This is a genomic window from Streptomyces sp. NPDC005393 (genome assembly GCF_040606675.1).
Taxonomy (GTDB): domain Bacteria; phylum Actinomycetota; class Actinomycetes; order Streptomycetales; family Streptomycetaceae; genus Streptomyces.
Genome location: NZ_JBEXFG010000041.1, coordinates 31,491 through 48,424 on the forward strand (window position 1 = coordinate 31,491; position 16,934 = coordinate 48,424).

Annotated in this window: 16 protein-coding genes; 11 read left to right on the forward strand and 5 right to left on the reverse strand. The window is 71.0% G+C overall.

Annotated elements, in window-relative coordinates; genetic code table 11:
* Window positions 1–5: 5 nt before the first annotated feature.
* The 3 genes from ABZS71_RS27360 to ABZS71_RS27370 form a co-directional block, all read right to left on the reverse strand.
* Complete coding sequence (locus ABZS71_RS27360) at window positions 6–290, reverse strand: phosphopantetheine-binding protein (protein WP_356214416.1); 285 nt, start codon at window positions 288–290, stop codon at window positions 6–8.
* A gap of 144 nt (window positions 291–434) precedes the next feature.
* Complete coding sequence (locus ABZS71_RS27365; RefSeq protein ID WP_356214358.1) at window positions 435–1,667, reverse strand: cytochrome P450; 1,233 nt, start codon at window positions 1,665–1,667, stop codon at window positions 435–437.
* Window positions 1,664–2,524: a class I SAM-dependent methyltransferase gene (locus ABZS71_RS27370; RefSeq protein WP_356214360.1), complete on the reverse strand. Its 861-nt coding sequence runs from the start codon at window positions 2,522–2,524 to the stop codon at window positions 1,664–1,666. The genes ABZS71_RS27365 and ABZS71_RS27370 overlap by 4 nt, the downstream gene beginning before the upstream one ends.
* Window positions 2,525–2,777: 253 nt before the next feature.
* Here ABZS71_RS27370 and ABZS71_RS27375 point away from each other — a divergent pair, with 253 nt between their 5' ends.
* The 10 genes from ABZS71_RS27375 to rfbB are packed head-to-tail and all read left to right on the forward strand — an operon-like array spanning window position 2,778 to window position 13,559.
* A complete protein-coding gene (locus ABZS71_RS27375) occupies window positions 2,778–3,971 on the forward strand; it encodes a cytochrome P450 (protein WP_356214362.1) in 1,194 nt (397 codons plus the stop codon).
* 37 nt (window positions 3,972–4,008) lie between these two features.
* Complete coding sequence (locus ABZS71_RS27380; RefSeq protein WP_356214364.1) at window positions 4,009–4,893, forward strand: fumarylacetoacetate hydrolase family protein; 885 nt, start codon at window positions 4,009–4,011, stop codon at window positions 4,891–4,893.
* A 1-nt stretch (window position 4,894) separates the two neighbouring features.
* On the forward strand, window positions 4,895–5,911 hold the full coding sequence (locus ABZS71_RS27385) for a UbiA family prenyltransferase (protein ID WP_356214366.1): 1,017 nt from the start codon (window positions 4,895–4,897) through the stop codon (window positions 5,909–5,911).
* A 15-nt stretch (window positions 5,912–5,926) separates the two neighbouring features.
* Window positions 5,927–7,642 (forward strand): prenyltransferase/squalene oxidase repeat-containing protein, encoded by a 1,716-nt coding sequence (locus ABZS71_RS27390; RefSeq protein WP_356214368.1) that lies wholly within the window; start codon window positions 5,927–5,929, stop codon window positions 7,640–7,642.
* Window positions 7,639–9,003 (forward strand): NAD(P)/FAD-dependent oxidoreductase, encoded by a 1,365-nt coding sequence (locus ABZS71_RS27395; RefSeq protein ID WP_356214370.1) that lies wholly within the window; start codon window positions 7,639–7,641, stop codon window positions 9,001–9,003. The genes ABZS71_RS27390 and ABZS71_RS27395 overlap by 4 nt, the downstream gene beginning before the upstream one ends.
* A gap of 1 nt (window position 9,004) precedes the next feature.
* Complete coding sequence (locus ABZS71_RS27400) at window positions 9,005–9,871, forward strand: TauD/TfdA family dioxygenase (protein ID WP_356214371.1); 867 nt, start codon at window positions 9,005–9,007, stop codon at window positions 9,869–9,871.
* A complete protein-coding gene (locus ABZS71_RS27405) occupies window positions 9,871–10,836 on the forward strand; it encodes an alpha/beta hydrolase (protein WP_356214372.1) in 966 nt (321 codons plus the stop codon). The genes ABZS71_RS27400 and ABZS71_RS27405 overlap by 1 nt, the downstream gene beginning before the upstream one ends.
* Window positions 10,775–11,686 carry a putative sugar O-methyltransferase gene (locus ABZS71_RS27410; RefSeq protein WP_356214374.1) on the forward strand — a complete coding sequence of 304 codons (912 nt, stop codon included), beginning with the start codon at window positions 10,775–10,777 and terminating at the stop codon, window positions 11,684–11,686. The genes ABZS71_RS27405 and ABZS71_RS27410 overlap by 62 nt, the downstream gene beginning before the upstream one ends.
* The gene (gene rfbA, locus ABZS71_RS27415) at window positions 11,683–12,588 is read left to right on the forward strand and encodes a glucose-1-phosphate thymidylyltransferase RfbA (RefSeq protein ID WP_356214376.1); all 906 of its coding nucleotides are present in this window, start codon (window positions 11,683–11,685) and stop codon (window positions 12,586–12,588) included. Before ABZS71_RS27410 ends, rfbA begins: the two co-directional genes overlap by 4 nt.
* Window positions 12,588–13,559: a dTDP-glucose 4,6-dehydratase gene (rfbB, locus tag ABZS71_RS27420; RefSeq protein WP_356214378.1), complete on the forward strand. Its 972-nt coding sequence runs from the start codon at window positions 12,588–12,590 to the stop codon at window positions 13,557–13,559. Before rfbA ends, rfbB begins: the two co-directional genes overlap by 1 nt.
* Before the next feature lie 12 nt (window positions 13,560–13,571).
* Here the strand turns inward: rfbB and ABZS71_RS27425 are convergent, their stop codons facing one another.
* Window positions 13,572–14,963, reverse strand: a complete 1,392-nt coding sequence (locus tag ABZS71_RS27425; protein WP_356214380.1) for an NDP-hexose 2,3-dehydratase family protein — start codon at window positions 14,961–14,963, stop codon at window positions 13,572–13,574.
* A complete protein-coding gene (gene rfbH, locus ABZS71_RS27430; protein WP_356214382.1) occupies window positions 14,960–16,264 on the reverse strand; it encodes a lipopolysaccharide biosynthesis protein RfbH in 1,305 nt (434 codons plus the stop codon). Before rfbH ends, ABZS71_RS27425 begins: the two co-directional genes overlap by 4 nt.
* 344 nt (window positions 16,265–16,608) lie before the next feature.
* Here rfbH and ABZS71_RS27435 point away from each other — a divergent pair, with 344 nt between their 5' ends.
* Window positions 16,609–16,842 carry a helix-turn-helix transcriptional regulator gene (locus ABZS71_RS27435; RefSeq protein ID WP_356214384.1) on the forward strand — a complete coding sequence of 78 codons (234 nt, stop codon included), beginning with the start codon at window positions 16,609–16,611 and terminating at the stop codon, window positions 16,840–16,842.
* Window positions 16,843–16,934: the final 92 nt, after the last annotated feature.

Sequence of the window (16,934 nt, forward strand, 5' to 3'; positions counted from 1 at the left end):
CCTTTTCAAACGGCGTTGTCGGAGCGCCTTCGCACGACCAGATCCGAGATCGAGCGCAGCGAACTGGCGGCGCCCGGTGACACCTCGGTCTCCCAGTCGATGTCGAATTCCGCGCCTACTTTGTCGAGCAGCAGAACCAGCGTCAGCGAATCGACGCCGAGGCTGAGGAACGACGCGTCGCGATCCACCGGTACATCGGCGGGCAGGTCGTCCCAGACTTCCCTGAGGAGCGAGTCGAGTCGGGCGAGAACGCGTACGGGATCGACTGGCTCTGAATTCTCCGTGACCATGTCCACAGAACCTCGGTCCTCCCGACGAAGGGTGCGCCATTCCCCGACGCGGCGGGGGAAACGACCTTTTCATGCTGTTCCACGGAGGATGCGCCTTATCCTCGCACCCCTGTTCGCCGGGCAGTACCCTCACTTCTGGGGCCGTCAGGCCCAACGCAGGTGCAGCGGAAGCTTCTTGGCTCCGACGATGCCGCGCGCGTCGTGGTACTCGACGCCGTCCGCGACCGCTATCCCGCTCCAGCGGCCGAGCATCTTCTCCACGGCGATCCGCACCTCGAGGCGGGCGAGCGGTGCTCCCAGGCAGAAGTGGATCCCGTGGCCGAGACTCAGGTGCGGATTGGGTGCGCGGTGGATGTCGAAGGTGTCCGGCGCCGTGAACTGCCGCTCGTCCCGGTTGGCCGAGGCCAGCCAGGCGAGCAAGATCCTGCCCGCCGGTACGGTGTGCTCGCCGACCCGGACTTCTCGCGTCGTCCTGCGCATGCTCGGAGCCAAGGGGGTACGGAAGCGCAGTACCTCCTCGATGGCGCCGGGCAGGGCGCTCGGGTCCGCGCGCAGTGCCGCGGCGATGTCCGGGAACTCGTCCAGACACAGGATGACGTTGGTCAGCAGCGCGGTGGTCGTGATGTGTCCGGCGAGCAGCAGCAGCCCCACGAATCCGATGATCTCGTCGTCGTCCAGGCGCTGGCCGTCCACCTCCGCCGCCACGAGCTTGCTGACCAGGTCCTGGCTCGGCGCGGCCCGCCGCCGGCGGATGTGCTCCAGGCAGTAGGCGTTCATCTCCCGCATGACGACCGCCATGGCCTTCGTGCGGTCCTCGTTCGGTATGAAGGACGTCTGGCTCTCCGGGGCGACCAGGGAGTCGGCCCAGCGCCCGAACATCGGGCGGTCCTCGGCGGGGATGCCCAGCAGTTCGGCGATCACGGTGACGGGGAGGGGGGACGCCAGGTCCGCGACCAGTTCCAGCTGGTCGGCGCCGGCCTTCGCGTCCAGCAGTTCGTCGGCGATCACCTCGATTCGCGGGGCGAGTCGCGCGACCACTCCCGGGGTGAAGGCCTTGCTCACCAGGGTGCGCAGCTTGCGGTGCTGGGGCGGGTCCTTGCGCAGGAGGTTGCCCTTGATGAAGCGGTCCACGTCTTCCTGCGCCGGCATGAACGAGCTGAAGTCGGAGGAGAAGGTGCCTGGATCGGCGAGGACGCGCTCCACGTCGGCGTGGCGGAAGACGTGCCACACACCGGCTTCCTCGTCATGGCTGACGGGTTCGCTCTCCCGCATCCGCCGGAACCAGGCGAGCATCGTCGCGGCATCGGCGGACTGGTCGGCCAGCCGGGTCCCTTGTTCGGTCGCCGTCATCTCGGTCGTCCCTTCGTACGCGCTCACGCGGGGGTCAGCACCGCGTTCACCGCGACCGTGGTGTAGCCCATGGTGAAGCCGCCGCCCATGGCGTCGATGACGGCGCTGATGCCCTCCTGCACCTTCGCCACTTGGTCCGCGGAGTGCTGGCCGAGGTCGCCGTGGGCGGGCATCTGGTCCAGCCACTCGTCCCGGGTGTAGGACTTCTCCCAGTGGAAGCGCCACTCCTGCGCCGCGTCGAAGACACCGGCCTGCTGCATCCCGTCGGCCGCCTTGCCGCTCAGCATCGTGTATCCGTCGAGGGTGCTGGCCGTCCACTGGCGTGCGACGAGCGAGTCGGGCACCACCCGCCGGTAGATCTCACCGAAGGACCGCAGCACCTCGGGCGGCGGGACCTCCGCGTTCCAGAAGACCGTCAGCTGCCCACCGGGGCGCAGCGCCTGAGCCGCCCTCACCGCCCCGACCGCCGGGTCCAGCCAGTGCCAGGTCTGCCCGGCGACGACCGCGTCGAAGGACCGGCCCGCCGGTTTCCAGTCCTCGAACGTCGACTCCTCGACCTCCAGCCCGCGCCCCCGGGCGAACCCGGCCATCCGCGGGTCCGGTTCCACTCCGAGCACCGTGCAGCCGGCCGCCTGGAACTGCCGCGCCGCGATACCCGTACCGCAGCCGACGTCGAGGACGTCGAGCCCGGTGCGGGCTCCGACGATGCGGTGGAGCAGGGCTTCCGGATAGCTGGGCCGGGTCCGGTCATAACGCGCGGCGTCCGCGCCGAAACCCTCCGCCACCCGGCGTTGTCGGGAAAGCTGGTCCTCGGAGAATCCGTCCTTGGAGAAGGCGTCCTCGGAGAACTCGTCCTCGGAGAAAGAGACTCGCGTGTCGGGCACAGGCTGTACCGCCTTTCCATACTCGAGTGGTCACGATGTCGGACGGCCCGGGCATCGACAACTGGGAAAAGTTGGGGATGGCCACGCCGCGATCGCGCGTGCTACGTCGCCGGCGAACTCCCCCACTAATTAGGGATTGTCGGCACCGAGGGCAGCTGCCAGGGTGATGCCACGTTACGAGGGCCGCCCGAGCCGCCCTCGCGAAGCCATGAGGGCTCCTTTCACGCGGATCACCCAGATCGGATTTCCGACGATGGACCGTGTTCTTGATTTTCTCAGTTCCGCGGACTCCGCGGGCGAACTGCATCCGCGCCTGGTCGAACTGCGCCGCCAGGAAACGCTTCCGCGGGTGCTGCTGGCAGATGGGCAAGAGGCCTGGCTGGTGACCCGTAACGAAGACGTCCGGACCGTGCTGAGCGACCGGAGCTTCACCCGGGACGTCATGGGTGAGCGCGCCCGGCAGGCCGGCGAAACACCGGGCGGCGCACGGTCGGTGAACATGGACGGCCGCCCCCACAACGAACTGCGCGCCCTGGTGTCCAAGGCTTTCACCGTCCGGCGGATCGAGGCCATGACGCCCCGCATCCAGGCGTGGACCGACGAACTGATCGACGCCATGGAGGAGACGGGGCCACCGGCGGACCTCGTGGCGCATCTCGCCGTTCCGCTGCCCGCCCTCGCCATCTGCGAGCTGCTCGGTTTCCCCGTCGAGGACCGCCAGGTGCTGAGCGGCTGGTGCGAGCGCATCACCAGGCTCGGCGACGGCGGCCCCGACCAGCGGGCGTGGCAGGAACTGAGTGCCTACATCGCTCGCCGGGTGCCGGTCGAACGCGCGGCGCTGCGCGGCGAGCTCGCACCGGAGGCGTCCATCCTGACCAGGCTGGTCCACGCCCACGACAGCGAGGACGCGCTGTCCATGGAGGAGCTGCTGTCGCTGACCGTCGTGGTCCTCGCGGGCGGCCTGGAGACGACCCAGACCGCGATCGGCGCCGGGATGGTGCGGCTGTTCCGCAACCCGGCCCAGCTGGACAAGGTGCGCGCCGACCCGGACCTCGTCGTCCCCGCCGTCGAGGAAATCCTGCGCTACCAGCCCGTCATCGACGTCAACCGCGTCCAGGTGGCCACCCGGACGGTGCGGCTGGGCGGGCAGGAGATCCGCGCGGGGGATCTGGTCCAGGTGTCGGTCAACGCGGCCAACCGCGACGAGACGGTCTTCCCCGACAGCGAACGCTGCGACGTCACGCGCGGGCCGAACCCGCATCTCGCGTTCGGCTACGGCGCGCACCACTGCCTGGGGGCGGCCCTGGCACGGCTCGAACTCAAGACGGCCTTCTCGACCCTCCTACGGCGTTTGCCGGACCTGCGGCCGGCCGTGCCGCTGGAGAGCCTCGGCTGGCGGGGCGGGCACGTGACGCTGGGCCTCGAGGAGCTGCCGGTCGCCTGGTAAGACCCACCGTCTGCACTGGTGAACAGGGAGCACACAGGTGTTGATCTGCAGATACGCCGACCACGGCCGGCGCGGGTACGGGCGCGTCGTACACGAGGAGAACGGTGATCTCCTCGCGCCCGTACGGTACGACGGCCGGGCCCGGCGCTGGGTCGGGGGCATCGGTCCGGCGCGTCCGCTCAGCGAGGTCACGCTGCTGCCGCCCGCCGAGCCGACCAAGATCGCCTGTGTCGCGCTCAACTACGCGCCGCAGGGGTCGCCGGCCGGCCCCGGGCGCCCTGCGGGCCCCGCGTCCTGCGCCGTCGTACTGAAGCCGCCGTCGACGCTGGCCGGGCACGGAGCCGTGGTCGGCCACCCGGGAGAGCCCTGGGAGCTGCGGCACGAGGCCGAGTTGGCGGTGGTGATCGGGACGGCCTGCAAGGGTGTCCCCGCGGAGCGCGCGGCGGAGGTCGTGGCCGGATACACCTGCGCCGACGACCTCACCGCGTACGTGCGCAGGGCCCCGGAGGAACCGAGCGGGCACCCGCCGGTCTGGGCGAAGCACTTCGACACCTTCACGCCGCTGGGGCCGTGGCTGACCACCGATCTCGACCCGGCGGACGTACCGATCACCTGCCGGGTCAACGGCGAGGTCCGCCAGGACGGCGGCACCCGCGGCCTGCTCACCCCGGTGCACGAGATCGTCGCGGTGGTCAGCCGGCACATGTCGCTGCTTCCCGGCGACGTGATCCTCACCGGGACCCCGACCGGCTCGGGCCCCCTGTCGGTGGGCGACCGGGTCGAGGTGTCCCTGGCGGGGATCGGCACCCTGGGCCACACCGTCGGCGCGGCGACGGACCGGCCGTGGACGCCCGACCCGACGGTGAACGGCGGCGTGCCGGCCGGCAGCGTCGCGGACCGTCCTGCGACGAGGAGCGCCTGAGGTGGGCGGGCACGGGCTCGGCGCCACGCTCATGGCCCATGTGCGCACCTGGCGGCCGTACACGCTCTGGTACGTGGGCCTGGTCGGCCTTGCCGGACACGCCATCACCAGCGACCGGCACGACGACGCGCGGATGGTGGCGGCCTGGGCCGTGCCCACCTTGATCTGGGTCGCGGCGCACTATCTCGGCGACTATCTCGACCGCGAGCTCGACGCGGTCAGCAAACCGCAACGGCCCATTCCCTCGGGCCTGATCCGCCCCCGCACGGCGGTCTGCTGCGGCACTGTCCTGGCCGCGGCCGCCGTCGTCACGGCGGCCGTCGTCAACTACCGCACCCTCATGGTGACCGCGGCCGGTATCGGCGGGGCGCTGGCCTACAACGGCTTCTTCAAGGCCAGGGGGCTGCTGGGCAATCTGGTGCGCGGATCGCTGACCGGCGGGGCGCTCGTCTTCGGGGCGATGACGGCCTCGGACCTCCCTCCGGTGCGCATCCTCCTGTTCGTCCCGGTGTTCTGGGCGCACGACGCCGCGTCCAATCTCGTCGGCACGCTGCGCGACGTCGCCGGTGACCGCGCTGGCGGATACGCCACCTTCCCGGTCCGCCGCGGGCCCCGGACAGCCGTCCGGACGGCGGCGGGGCTCTACGCGCTGGCCGTCTCCGTGGCCGTGGCGGGCCTGCTCACCATGGCGGGCGACCGGGAGGGCGGCCTCGTGACGCTCCTGGTCGCGGCGGGACTCGGCGGCGGTGCCTTCGGCATGCTGTACGCGTCCGGACCCGAGCCCGCGGCCCATCTCGCCCTGCGGTCGCACGAGGTCCTGGTCGTCGAACGGATGGTGCTGGCTGCCGTGTTCCTGGTGCCGGGCCTCGGCGGTCTCGTCGCGATCGGGATTCTCGCTCCGATGCTCGCCGTCACGCTCGGCACCCAGCAGGCCATGCGTGCCCGGCACGAGTTCCCGCACGGCGTTCCCGCCCGCCCCGACGGGGACGCGGCGGCGGCACCGGCCCGCTTTCCCTAAGGAGGACGGTTCGTTTTGTGCTCAGACGTGGACAGCCGGGTGGACAGCTCGGTCGCGCGCGCCGCGCAGGCGCTGTTCGCGATCCAGCGTCCCGAGGGTTCCTGGCCGAACCGCCGCCCCACCGCGGTCCTGGGGACCGCCGGCGCCGTGGTCGCCCTGCACCTCGCCGACCCGGAGCGCTCACGCGATCTGATCGAGCGGGGGGCACAGTGGCTGGCGGCCGCCCAGAACGCGGACGGCGGCTGGGGCGGTGTGCCCCGCGCCGCCTCGCAGTTGGTGCCCACCGTGGTGACGGCGTCGGCCCTCACGCTGACGGCTCCGCGAACGGCCGGGGAGCCTGCGCGGCGTGCGCTGGACCTGATCAGGTCGCTCGGCGGTGTGGAGTCGCTCGCCGACCCCGGGATGGTCCACATGGCCACGACGTTCCTCGCCCTGGCCGGGCTGCGGAGCCTGCGCGGATCGCGGCGCATCCCTCTGGAGTTGCTGCTGCTGCCCCGGCGGCTCTGGCGGCCCCGGCTCTCCTTCCGGGCCGCGCCCTTCGTGGCCATGGCGTTCATCCAGGCACACGACGCCGCCCCGAAGGGCGTCGGAGGGCTGCTGCATCGGCTGGCCCGGCCGACCGCGCTGCGCCTGCTCCAGGAGATGGAGCGCGGGGAGAACGACCGCGGAGGATACGGCGGGGACAACTGGCTCGCCGCCGTGGTCTGTATCGGCCTGTGCCGCACCGGGGCCCCCGCGCACATGATCGCCGCCACCGTCGACTACCTGCGCTCGAACGTACGGCCCGACGGCTCCTGGCACATCATGCAGGGGCTCGACCTGATCGGCGGGTCCTACGTCGCCCGCGGCCTGGCGGACGCCGGTTACCGGGACGATCCGCGGCTGGCCCGGGCCCGGCAGTGGCTGCGCGGGTGCCAGCAGGACCAGGCGTTCCCCCTCTACGACGCGCCGCCGGGCGGCTGGGGCTGGGAAGGCCCCCACGGGTGGCCGAACTTCCTGGACAGCGCCAATGTGCTGGCCGCGCTCACCCCCGCCGGCCGCGAGGAGCCCGCGGAACACCTGCGGACCGGTCTCGACTGGCTCGTCTCGCGGCAGGACGGCCGGGGCTCGTGGGGGACCTTCGTCCCGGACACCACACTCGCCAACGACGGCCCTTGCCCCTACACGACGGCCCAGTGCGTCGAGTCCCTGCTCGACGGCGGTCTGTCCCGCGGCGACCCCCGGATCGCCAAGGCCCTGGACTGGCTGCTCGCCGCCCAACGGCCAGACGGCACCTACGAGGCCCTGTGGTACCGGGGCCTCACCGCGGCGACGGCCACGGCGCTCGTGGCCTTCGCCCGCGGCGGAGTGGGCGACCACCCCGCGGCGCGGCGCGCCCGCGAAGCCCTCCTGGCAGGGCAGTTGGCCGACGGTTCCTGGGGCCCGGGCGATACCGGCACGCCCGGCGACGATCCGTCGCGGGGCACCGTCGAGGAGACCGCCTGGGCCCTGCGCGGCCTGCTCGCCGCCGGTCTGCCCGCCCAGGACGACCGGCTGCGGCGGGCGGCGGAATGGATCGTCTCGGCGCAGGGCGACGACGGCCTCTGGGACGCGAACCCGGTCTGTCTGCACATCCGGCGTCTGGCCTACTACGCGGACGGCCTGATCGGGAACGGGCTCGTACTGCGGGCGTTGGGCGCCTACCGCAGCGCTCTCGCCGCCGGCCCGGTGGCGCGGCGGGAGGCGTCGTGACGACCGGACACGGCACCGGCCGTCCGCCGGACACCGCCTTCGACACCGACGTGCTGATCTGCGGTTCCGGGGTCGCCGGGACGGCGGCGGCCTGCGCCCTCGGCCAACTGGGTCTGCGGGTGACCCTGGTGGACAAGCGGCAGACCCAGCCCTCGCTCTGGAAGGGCGAGGTGCTCCAGCCCGGGTCCCTGGACTCCCTGCACACGTGGGGCTCGCTCGGCCACCTCGAAGCCAGGAGGGCGGTCCGGCTGAGCCGCCTCGTCGCCCGCACGGCCGACGGGGAGGAGCTGATGGCCATGGACTTCGCGACGCTCGGCGGCGAGCGGCCCTGGATGCTCGCCCACGGCTACTCGACGATTCTGGAGTGCATGGCCGCCTCGCTCGGCCCGACGGTGCGTCTGCGCCGCGGTGTGCTGGTCAAGGAGCTCGCCACGGACGGCGGGGGCCGTGTCTCGGGGGTGCGCGCCATGGTGGACGGCGCGGCCGTAGACATTCGGGCCCGCCTGGTCGTGGCGGCCGACGGCATGTCCTCGCGCCTGCGGGGGCTCGCGGGGATCGACGCCGAGCCCGTCGCGTACGACCACCGGTTGCTCTCCTTCGAGCTGCCCGGCACGCTGCCGGTGGACGACGAGGTGTCGGCCCACGTCACGGACCGCGGCCTGGTCATGCTCTATCCGCTGCCGGACGCGCGGATCCGGGTCTACGTCCAGGTGGGGGCCGACGAACTCCGCGGGGCCGGACCGGCCGGGCTGCGGCGCTGGTGCGCGGGGCTCGTTGATCAGGTACCCGCGCTGCGCCCGATCGCGGGGCTGCTCCAAGAGCACCTGGAACACCGTCAGTTGATGCCGGTCTGGCACTACCGGGCCCCGGCGCTCGTCCGGCCCGGCATCGTCCTGCTCGGGGAGGCGGCGCACGTCGTCCATCCCCTGGCGGCTCAGGGGATGAACACCTCGATCGACGAGGCGGAGGGGCTGGCGGCCCGGCTCGCGGACGTCGACGTCACCGACGGCGCCGCCGTCGACCGGGCGCTGCGCGGCTACGAGGACGACCGGATGAGCAGGATCGAGGCCGTGCACGCCATGAGTCACAACGCGGCGCGCATGATGACCAGCACCTCCCGCGGCGGCCGGATCATGGGCCGGCGCCTCATGCGCGGCACCGCCAGAAGCCGCCGCCTGAGCTATCTGGTCACGTACAACATGTCGGGCCTCGGCATGCGCCCGCTCACCAGGTTCGACCGGCTCGTGCAGTTGGGGGTCGTACCCGATCTGCGAGCGCGGTCGTTCACGCCCCCGCGATCTGCCGGGCACCGGGCCGGCAGTGGAACCCCGGCAGGCCCAGACAACGGACAGAGGGATTGACGTGTCAGACATCATCACCACGGCCTTCGAGGTCAGGCCGCTCACCAGTGCGCTGGGCGCCGAGATCCACGGCGTACGCCTCGAGGACATCACCGACGCGGACTTCGCCGAGCTGCGGCGGCTGCTGCTGAAGCACCTGGTGATCTTCATTCCGGACCAGGAGGGCTGGTCGGCCGAGTCGCGCATCGCCTGCGGCCGCAGGTTCGGCGAGCTGGAGGAGCACGCCTACCTGCCTCACCTGGACGGGCATCCGCAGATCCAGATCATCGACTCGGAGCAGAACGGCAAGATCCCGATCTGGCACACCGACATGACCTACGCCCCGAACCCGCCCATCGGCTCCGTCCTGCAGATCGTCGACGGTCCCGCACAGGGCGGCGACACGATGTGGTCGAACCAGTATCTGGCGTACGAGGGGCTGTCCGCGCCGCTGCGCGATCTGCTCGACGGGCTCACCGCCGTCCACTCCATCCACATTCCGGGCCTGGACAGCCAGGCCGAGCACCCCGTCGTGCGGGTCCACCCGGAGACGGGCCGCCGGGCCCTGTTCGTCAACCGGGCTCACACCTCGCACATCGCGCAACTGAACCGGAACGAGAGCGACGCGCTCCTGCAGTACCTGTACCGCTTCTCCACCTCCCCCGAGTTCACCTGCCGCTACCAGTGGCGGCCGGGCTCGGTGGCGATCTGGGACAACAGGGTCACGCAGCACTACGCGGTCGACGACTACTCCGAGCACCGCCGGGGCCTGCGCGTCGTGGTGCTCGGCGACACCCCCTCGGGCGACGAGCCCCGCTGGGACCACTACCGCCCAGTGCCGGGGCAGCGCTACGTACCGGACTGGGTCAACGCCAAGGAAGCGTACTGATGGGCGCGGCGACGGACGGCGCCCGGCAGGGCGCGGACGAGGAGAGCCCGACCCACGTCACCACCACGACCCGCACCCTGGACGTGCCGGGAGCGCGGCTGTGCTATGACGTACGCGGCCACGGCCCCCTGCTCCTGATGATCGGTTCGCCCATGGGCAGCAGGGGGTTCACAGCCCTCGCGACCCTGCTCGCCGCGGACTTCACCGTCGTGTCCTACGACCCCCGCGGCATCCTGCGCAGCACCCTCAGCGACCCGGACCAGCCGGCCCCGCCCGAGCTGGTCGCGGACGACGTGCGCCGGCTGATAGCGGAGCTGGACGCCGGACCGGCGCACGTGTTCGGCAACAGCGGCGGAGCCACCACCGGTCTGGCCCTGCTCGCCCGGCATCCGGACGCGGTGCGCAGCCTGGTGGCGCACGAGCCCCCGGTGACCGAGCTCCTGCCCGGCGCGCGGCAGGTGCGGGCCGCCATCGACGATCTCTGCGAGGACTACGCCGCAGGGCGCCGGGACGTGGCCCTGCGCAAGTACTCGGCCCTGTCCGGTGTCGGCTTCGCCTCGCCGCCTCCGGCCGGGCAGGCGTCGACCCGTGCGCTGTACACGCCGCCGAAGGACGTCCGGGCGATCCTCGACCGCTTCTTCGGCCGCATTCTCCAGCCCACCACGCGCTACCGGCCCGACCTCGACGCGCTGCGGACCGCGTCCGTCCCCGTGGTCGTGGCGGGTGGCACGACGTCCCGGGGGCAGCTCTACCACCGGACCGCGGCGGCCCTCGCCGAGCTGCTCGACACCCCGCTGGCCGCCTTCCCCGCGGGACACACCGGTTTCCAGGAACACCCGGAGCCCTTCGCCGATCTGCTCCGCGAGGCGTTCGCACCGCATCGTCAGACCAGGATGGAGCGAAATGGAACACAACTTCCAGGCCAGCCGCCAGTGGGAGCGCATACAGAACCGCTGGATCACTGAGGACGCCGGCGCCGACCTGACGCAGCTGAAGTCCGACTCGAGGAACTTCAAGCTCTCCCTCTGGGACCCGTCGACGAACGGGGTCCGCTACCTCAAGACGCTGGCCTACAACCTGGGCATGGCGCTGACCCCGCAGGAGCTGGCGCGGATCAGCAGGACCCCCAACCGGGAGGTCGGCGGCCCGACCACGGTGCGGTGCCAGGGCGAGACGCTCTGCCTGGACTATCTGCAGGCAACGTTCGAGGTCGGTTTCATCGAGAGCGAGATCGACCTGGACGGCGCCAGGGTCCTGGAGATCGGCGCCGGTTACGGACGCACGTGCCACATGATCATGTCCAACCACGATCTCTCCGGCTACTGCATCGTCGATCTGAAGAACACGCTGGAGCTGAGCAGGGCCTATCTGCGCGAGGTCCTGGACGAGCCCCGCTTCAAGCTGATCGATTTCATCGAGGTCGAGAGCCTGACGGGCACCTCCCTGCGCTCGGAGCGTTTCGACCTGTGCATCAACATCCACTCGATGACCGAGATGGCTCCGAAGACGGTCCGGTCCTATCTCGACCTGATCGACGCGACCTGCTCGGCCTTCTACGTGAAGAACCCGGTCGGCAAGTACATCGACAAGAGCCTGGACGGCTATCTGCAGGGCGAGGAGGCCGTACAGATGGCGCTGGAGAACGGGCCCCTGCGACAGCTGCTGGACATCCACGACAGCGAGGCGGTGCAGGCCGCGGTCCCCGCCTTCGTCGACGGGTACCGGCCGGGCTCCGCCTGGACCTGCGTCGGTGACGGCCGCGCCCTTCCGTGGAGCTACCTCTGGCAGGCCCTCTACAAGAATCCGCGCCGGTGAAGGGCATCATCCTGGCGGGCGGCAACGGGACCCGGCTCCAGCCCCTCACCCTCGTGGGTTCCAAGCAGCTCGCTCCGGTCTACGACAAACCCATGGTGTACTACCCGTTGTCCGTGCTGATGCTCACCGGCATCGACGACGTGCTCATCATCGCCCGGCCCGCGGAACTCGTGCTGTTCCGCAAGCTGTTCGGCGACGGCAGCAGACTGGGCATGCGCATCGACTACGCGGCCCAGGAGGAACCGCGGGGTATCGCCGACGCCTTCCTCGTCGGGGCCCCGCACATCGCGGGCGAGGAGTGCGCCCTGATCCTCGGTGACAACCTCTTCCACGGCGCCAAGCTGCCCTCCATGCTGCGCAAAACGGTGCGCAAGCTGCGCGGCTGTGTCCTCTTCGGGCACCAGGTCGCCGAGCCCCAGCACTTCGGCGTCGCCGAGATCGACGCGAAGGGCCGGCTTGTCTCCATCGAGGAGAAACCGGAGCAGCCGCGCTCCAACCTCGCGATCCCCGGCCTGTACTTCTTCGACGACACGGTGACGGACATCGCCCGCGGGCTGCGCCCCTCCAGGCGCGGCGAGCTGGAGATCACGGACGTCCTGCGCGCGTACCTGGCCGAGGGCCGCGCCGACCTGGTGTGGCTCGGCCGGGGCGTCACCTGGCTGGACGCCGGAACCCACGAATCGCTGCTCGACGCGGGCCGGTTCGTCCGGGACATACAGCATCACCAGGGCATCAGCCTGGGCTGCGTCGAAGAGATCGCCATGTACATGGGCTTCATCGGCGCGGACGCCTGCTACCGCCTCGGCGCCGAGATGGACGGCTCGCCCTACGGCCAGTACGTCATGCGCAGCGCCCTCGCCCACCAGCTCAACCCGACACCCGCCGAGCTGATGGAGGAGTGATGCGTCTGCTGGTCACCGGCGCGGCCGGCTTCATCGGTTCCGCGTACGTCCGGATGCTGCTCGCGCCCGGCCCCGTCGAGGTCTCCCATGTCACCGTGCTCGACAAACTGACCTACGCGGGCAGGATCGACAACCTGGACGTCACGCACCCGCGGCTGAGCTTCGTCCAGGGAGACATCTGCGACGCCGCGCTCGTGGACCGCCTCATGTCCCGGACCGACCAGGTGGTGCACTTCGCGGCCGAGTCCCACGTCGACCGGTCCATCGCCGGCGCGGACGCGTTCGTGCGCACCAACGTGACCGGCACCCAGACGCTCCTCGACGCGGCACTGCGCCGGGGGGTCGGCCGCTTCGTGCACGTGTCCACCGACGAGGTCTACGGGTCCGTCGCGGCCGGCCGCTTCACCGAGGAGGACGCCCTCGGCCCCACCTCCCCCTACGCGGCGTCCAAGGCGGGCTCCGATCTGATCGCTCTCTCCTACCACCGCACCCACGGCCTGGACGTCCGGGTGACCCGGTGCAGCAACAACTACGGGCCGCGGCAGTTCCCCGAGAAGATCATCCCCCTCTTCGTCTGCCGGCTGCTGACGGGCGCCGAAGTACCGCTGTACGGCGACGGCGAGCACGTACGGGAGTGGCTGCACGTCGAGGACCACTGCCGCGGGGTGGATCTCGTACGCACCGGCGGGCGTCCGGGCGAGGTCTACAACCTCGGCGGCGGCACCGAGCTGACCAACCGCGAACTGACGGAGCTGCTGCTCAAGGCCTGTGGCGGCACCTGGGACCAGGTGCGCCACGTGGCGGATCGCAAGGGGCACGACCGGCGGTACTCGATCCTCGACGTCAAGGCCCGCAGCGAACTGGGCTACCGCCCTCGGCGCGACTTCGAGTCCGGGCTCGCCGAGACGGTCGCCTGGTACCGGGACCACCGCTCCTGGTGGGAACCGCTCGCCGGTGGCCCCGGGCGGTGAGCGGGTGCCGGCTCAGGCGTATTCGTCCAGCGAGTTCAGGCACAACAGCAGGGTCCGTGCCTGGACGTTGACGTAGTGGCTGTACCGGGTGAGCGCGGCGAGCTGGTCCCGCGAGACCCAGCAGAACCCGGGCGGCGCGTCGAGCGGCGCGTCGCCCTCGTCGGCCGCCACGACGAGGTAGCGGCTCACCGAGTTCAGGAAACGGCCGCCTTCCTCGGAGTGCAGGGCGCTGTAGCGGACCCGCGACGGGGGCGCCGTCGTGATCAGGTCGAGGAAGGGCGGTCGCTCCGCGACGGGCAGATGGGCATGGCTTCTGGGCTGGCACTGGACCGTGGGGCCCAGCTCCACCTCGGTGGAGCCGCCTTCGGCGCGGGCCCGGGCCAGCACGTGCGGCACGCCCGCGAACGTGCGGGTGACGAAGGCGACCACGCCTTGACCGCGAGGCTCGATCAACGGCTGGGTCCAGTGGCCGACCTCGCGGTTGCTCGCCCGTACCGACACGGCCACGGTGCGGAAGTAGCGGTCGTCGTCGTGGTCGATCGAGGAGGCGCCGCGCGTCCAGCCCGCTACCCCGGCGAGCGGGATGCGTTCGCTGCGGATCGGGATCGCGGCCCGGTGCAGGGCCAGCCAGGACAGCAGCTCCGTGTCCGAGTGCAACGCGTGCGGCGCTCCGCGCACCGGCAGGGCGGCGAGAACCGAACGGGCGTCCATGTTCACGGTGTTGTCGTGCCGCAGGAGCTGATGGATCTGGCGCAGGGTGAGCCAGCGGAAGTCCTCGTGCTCGGGTACCGGGCCGCTCGTCTCGACGATCATGTTGCGGTTGCGCTTGCGGTGGAACCAGGCGCCGTGCTCGGACTGCAGCACGTCCGCAAGGACGCGGCCCCGGGAGGGGTCGGTGAAGTACTCCAGGTAGCGGACGGCCGCGCCCTTGTGCACCTTGGTGTAGTTGCTGTACGTGGCCTGCACGGTGGGCGAGAGCTGGAACAGTCCGGGGTTGCCCGGCTCCATCTTGGCCTGCATCAAGAAGTGCAGCACTCCGTCGAACTCCCGGGCGAGGATGCCCAGGATCCCGACCTCCGACTGCACGATGACGGGCTGGTGCCACTCCGTCCGCTCGGGATGCTCACCGATCGCGGCGTGCAGCCCTTCCACGGTGAAGAACCGGCCGCTGCGGTGGGCGAGGTTTCCGGTCTCCGGGGCGAACGACCAGTCCTCCAGCGCTTCGAAAGGGATGCGGTCCACCGCGAACGAGGCCTGCGCGCGGCGCCGCCCGATCCATTGGCGGATCTCGTCCGCGCTTTCGCCGGCCGGCGCGGCCGCGGACCGGGCGATCCGGTCGGGCAGCGCGGCGGCCCGCCGGGCCTTGAGCCGCGGCGCAGTCCGGATGGAGCCGGGCACGGTCACCTGTGGGCCCCTACGAACTCGGTGACGGAGGCGATGACGTAGTCGATCATCTCCTCGGTGAGGCCGGGGTAGACGCCGATCCAGAAGGTGTGCTCGGTGACGATGTCGCTGTTGGTCAGCTCGCCGCAGACGCGGAACTCGCGGCCGAGGTAGGCGGGGTGGCGGGTCAGGTTGCCCGCGAAGAGCCGGCGCGTGCCGATCTTGCGGCTCTCCAGGAAGTCCACGAGCTCCGCGCGCTTGAAGGGCGCTTCGGGGTCGACGGTGATGACGAAGCCGAACCAGCTCGGGTCGCTGCCGGGCGCGGGTTCCGGCAGCAAGAGCCAGGGCACCTCGGCGAGACCGGAGCGCAGCCGCCCCCAGTTGCGCCGCCGCGCGGCGCAGAAGTCGTCGAGCTTGTCCAACTGGGTCAGGCCGAGTGCGGCTTGGAGATCGGTCACCTTCAGGTTGTAGCCCACGTGGGAGAAGATGTACTTGTGGTCGTAGCCGGCCGGCAGCGTCCCCATCTGGTAGCCGAACCGTTTGCGGCAGGTGTCGCTCTCCCCCGGTTCGCACCAGCAGTCCCGGCCCCAGTCCCGCAGCGACTCCACGATCCGGGCCAGGGCCAGGTTCGAGGTGAGCACGCAGCCGCCCTCGCCCATCGTCAGGTGATGGGCCGGATAGAAGCTGACGGTGGCGAGGTCGCCGAAGGTTCCCACGAGCTGTCCCTTGTAGGTGCTGCCGACCGCGTCGCAGGTGTCCTCGATGAGCAGCAGGTCGTGTTCCGCGGCGAGTTGGGCCACCTCCGCCACCTCGAAGGGGTTGCCGAGGGCGTGCGCGATCATGATGGCCCGGGTGCGGGGCCCGATGGCTTTCTCGACGTGCTCCGCGGTGGTGTTGTACGTGCGCAGGTCGATGTCGACGAAGACCGGGACGAGGCCGTTCTGCAGGATGGGGTTGACGGTCGTGGGGAAGCCCGCCGCCACCGTGATCACCTCGTCGCCCGGCACGAGCCTGCGCTGTTCGAGCTGGGGTGAGGTGAGGGCGGTGAGGGCCAGGAGGTTCGCCGAGGAACCGGAGTTGGTGAGATGCGCCTTCCGGCGGCCCATGCGCCGGGCGAAGGCCGATTCGAACTTGCGGGCCGATCGGCCCGCCGCGATCCGCAGGGTCAGGGCCGCTTCGACCACGGCCGCCCTGTCCGCGTCGTCGAGCACGGCCCCGGACGGCCAGATCTCCGTGACGCCGGCGACGAATTCCCTGTCGTCACTGGTCTCTCGGTGGTACTGACGTACCTCGTCGAGGATGTGCGCGAGCCGGTCACTCATGGGTTCTCCTCGCCGTCGCCGTGGGCGTTGCGGGGGCAGGCGGTAGTTGGCCGGCACGCGATGCACGGGCGGGCGGCCCGGCACAGTGTGGCCCGTGCGGCTAAAGCCGGCCTAGCCCCGGTCTTGCGCGGAGCTGCCCGCCGCGCTGAAGACCCGGGCCGGAGGGGCGATGCGGCGACCGGCCGGCGCAAGACTCGCGCAAGAACAGCTTTAGGGGCGCCCTTCAGGATGGTCGCAAAACGCGCAACCCCCGGGACGTGACGCACAGTCACATTCCGGAAGCGCAGAGCACTTCCGAAACACGTCGAGCCCGTCCCAGAGCCTGAGCACGAGAGAGGACCGGAATGGCCATCCTCGAACCGGACATCTCAGATGTCGCCCACGCGCTCACGCCGAGACAGACCGAGGTGGTGCGGCTCGCGGCACTGGGTCTGACGGCGAAGGAGACCGCCCGGCGGCTCGGCATCTCGAAGACCACCGTCGACGAACACCTCACCGAGGCGCGGCGCCGTGTCGGGGCCAGCAGCAAATCGCATCTGGTCGGTCTGGCAGTCGCCGCCGGGATCGTCGCCGGATAAAATCCCGACGCGTCGTGGCGGGCGCGGCCCTTTCAGAGGGTCGTCGGCTTCTGTATGCCCTGGCCGAAGACGTTGTTGTTGCCTCACGGTAA

What these genes read in the sequence shown, in the direction of transcription:
- rfbH (WP_356214382.1), bottom strand. Translation starts at nt 16,264, where the DNA reads ATGAGTGACCGGCTCGCGCACATCCTCGACGAGGTACGTCAGTACCAC.
- ABZS71_RS27405 (WP_356214372.1), top strand. Translation starts at nt 9,871, where the DNA reads ATGGGCGCGGCGACGGACGGCGCCCGGCAGGGCGCGGACGAGGAGAGC.
- ABZS71_RS27435 (WP_356214384.1), top strand. Translation starts at nt 16,609, where the DNA reads ATGGCCATCCTCGAACCGGACATCTCAGATGTCGCCCACGCGCTCACG.
- ABZS71_RS27410 (WP_356214374.1), top strand. Translation starts at nt 10,775, where the DNA reads ATGGAACACAACTTCCAGGCCAGCCGCCAGTGGGAGCGCATACAGAAC.
- ABZS71_RS27360 (WP_356214416.1), bottom strand. Translation starts at nt 290, where the DNA reads ATGGTCACGGAGAATTCAGAGCCAGTCGATCCCGTACGCGTTCTCGCC.
- rfbB (WP_356214378.1), top strand. Translation starts at nt 12,588, where the DNA reads ATGCGTCTGCTGGTCACCGGCGCGGCCGGCTTCATCGGTTCCGCGTAC.
- ABZS71_RS27375 (WP_356214362.1), top strand. Translation starts at nt 2,778, where the DNA reads ATGGACCGTGTTCTTGATTTTCTCAGTTCCGCGGACTCCGCGGGCGAA.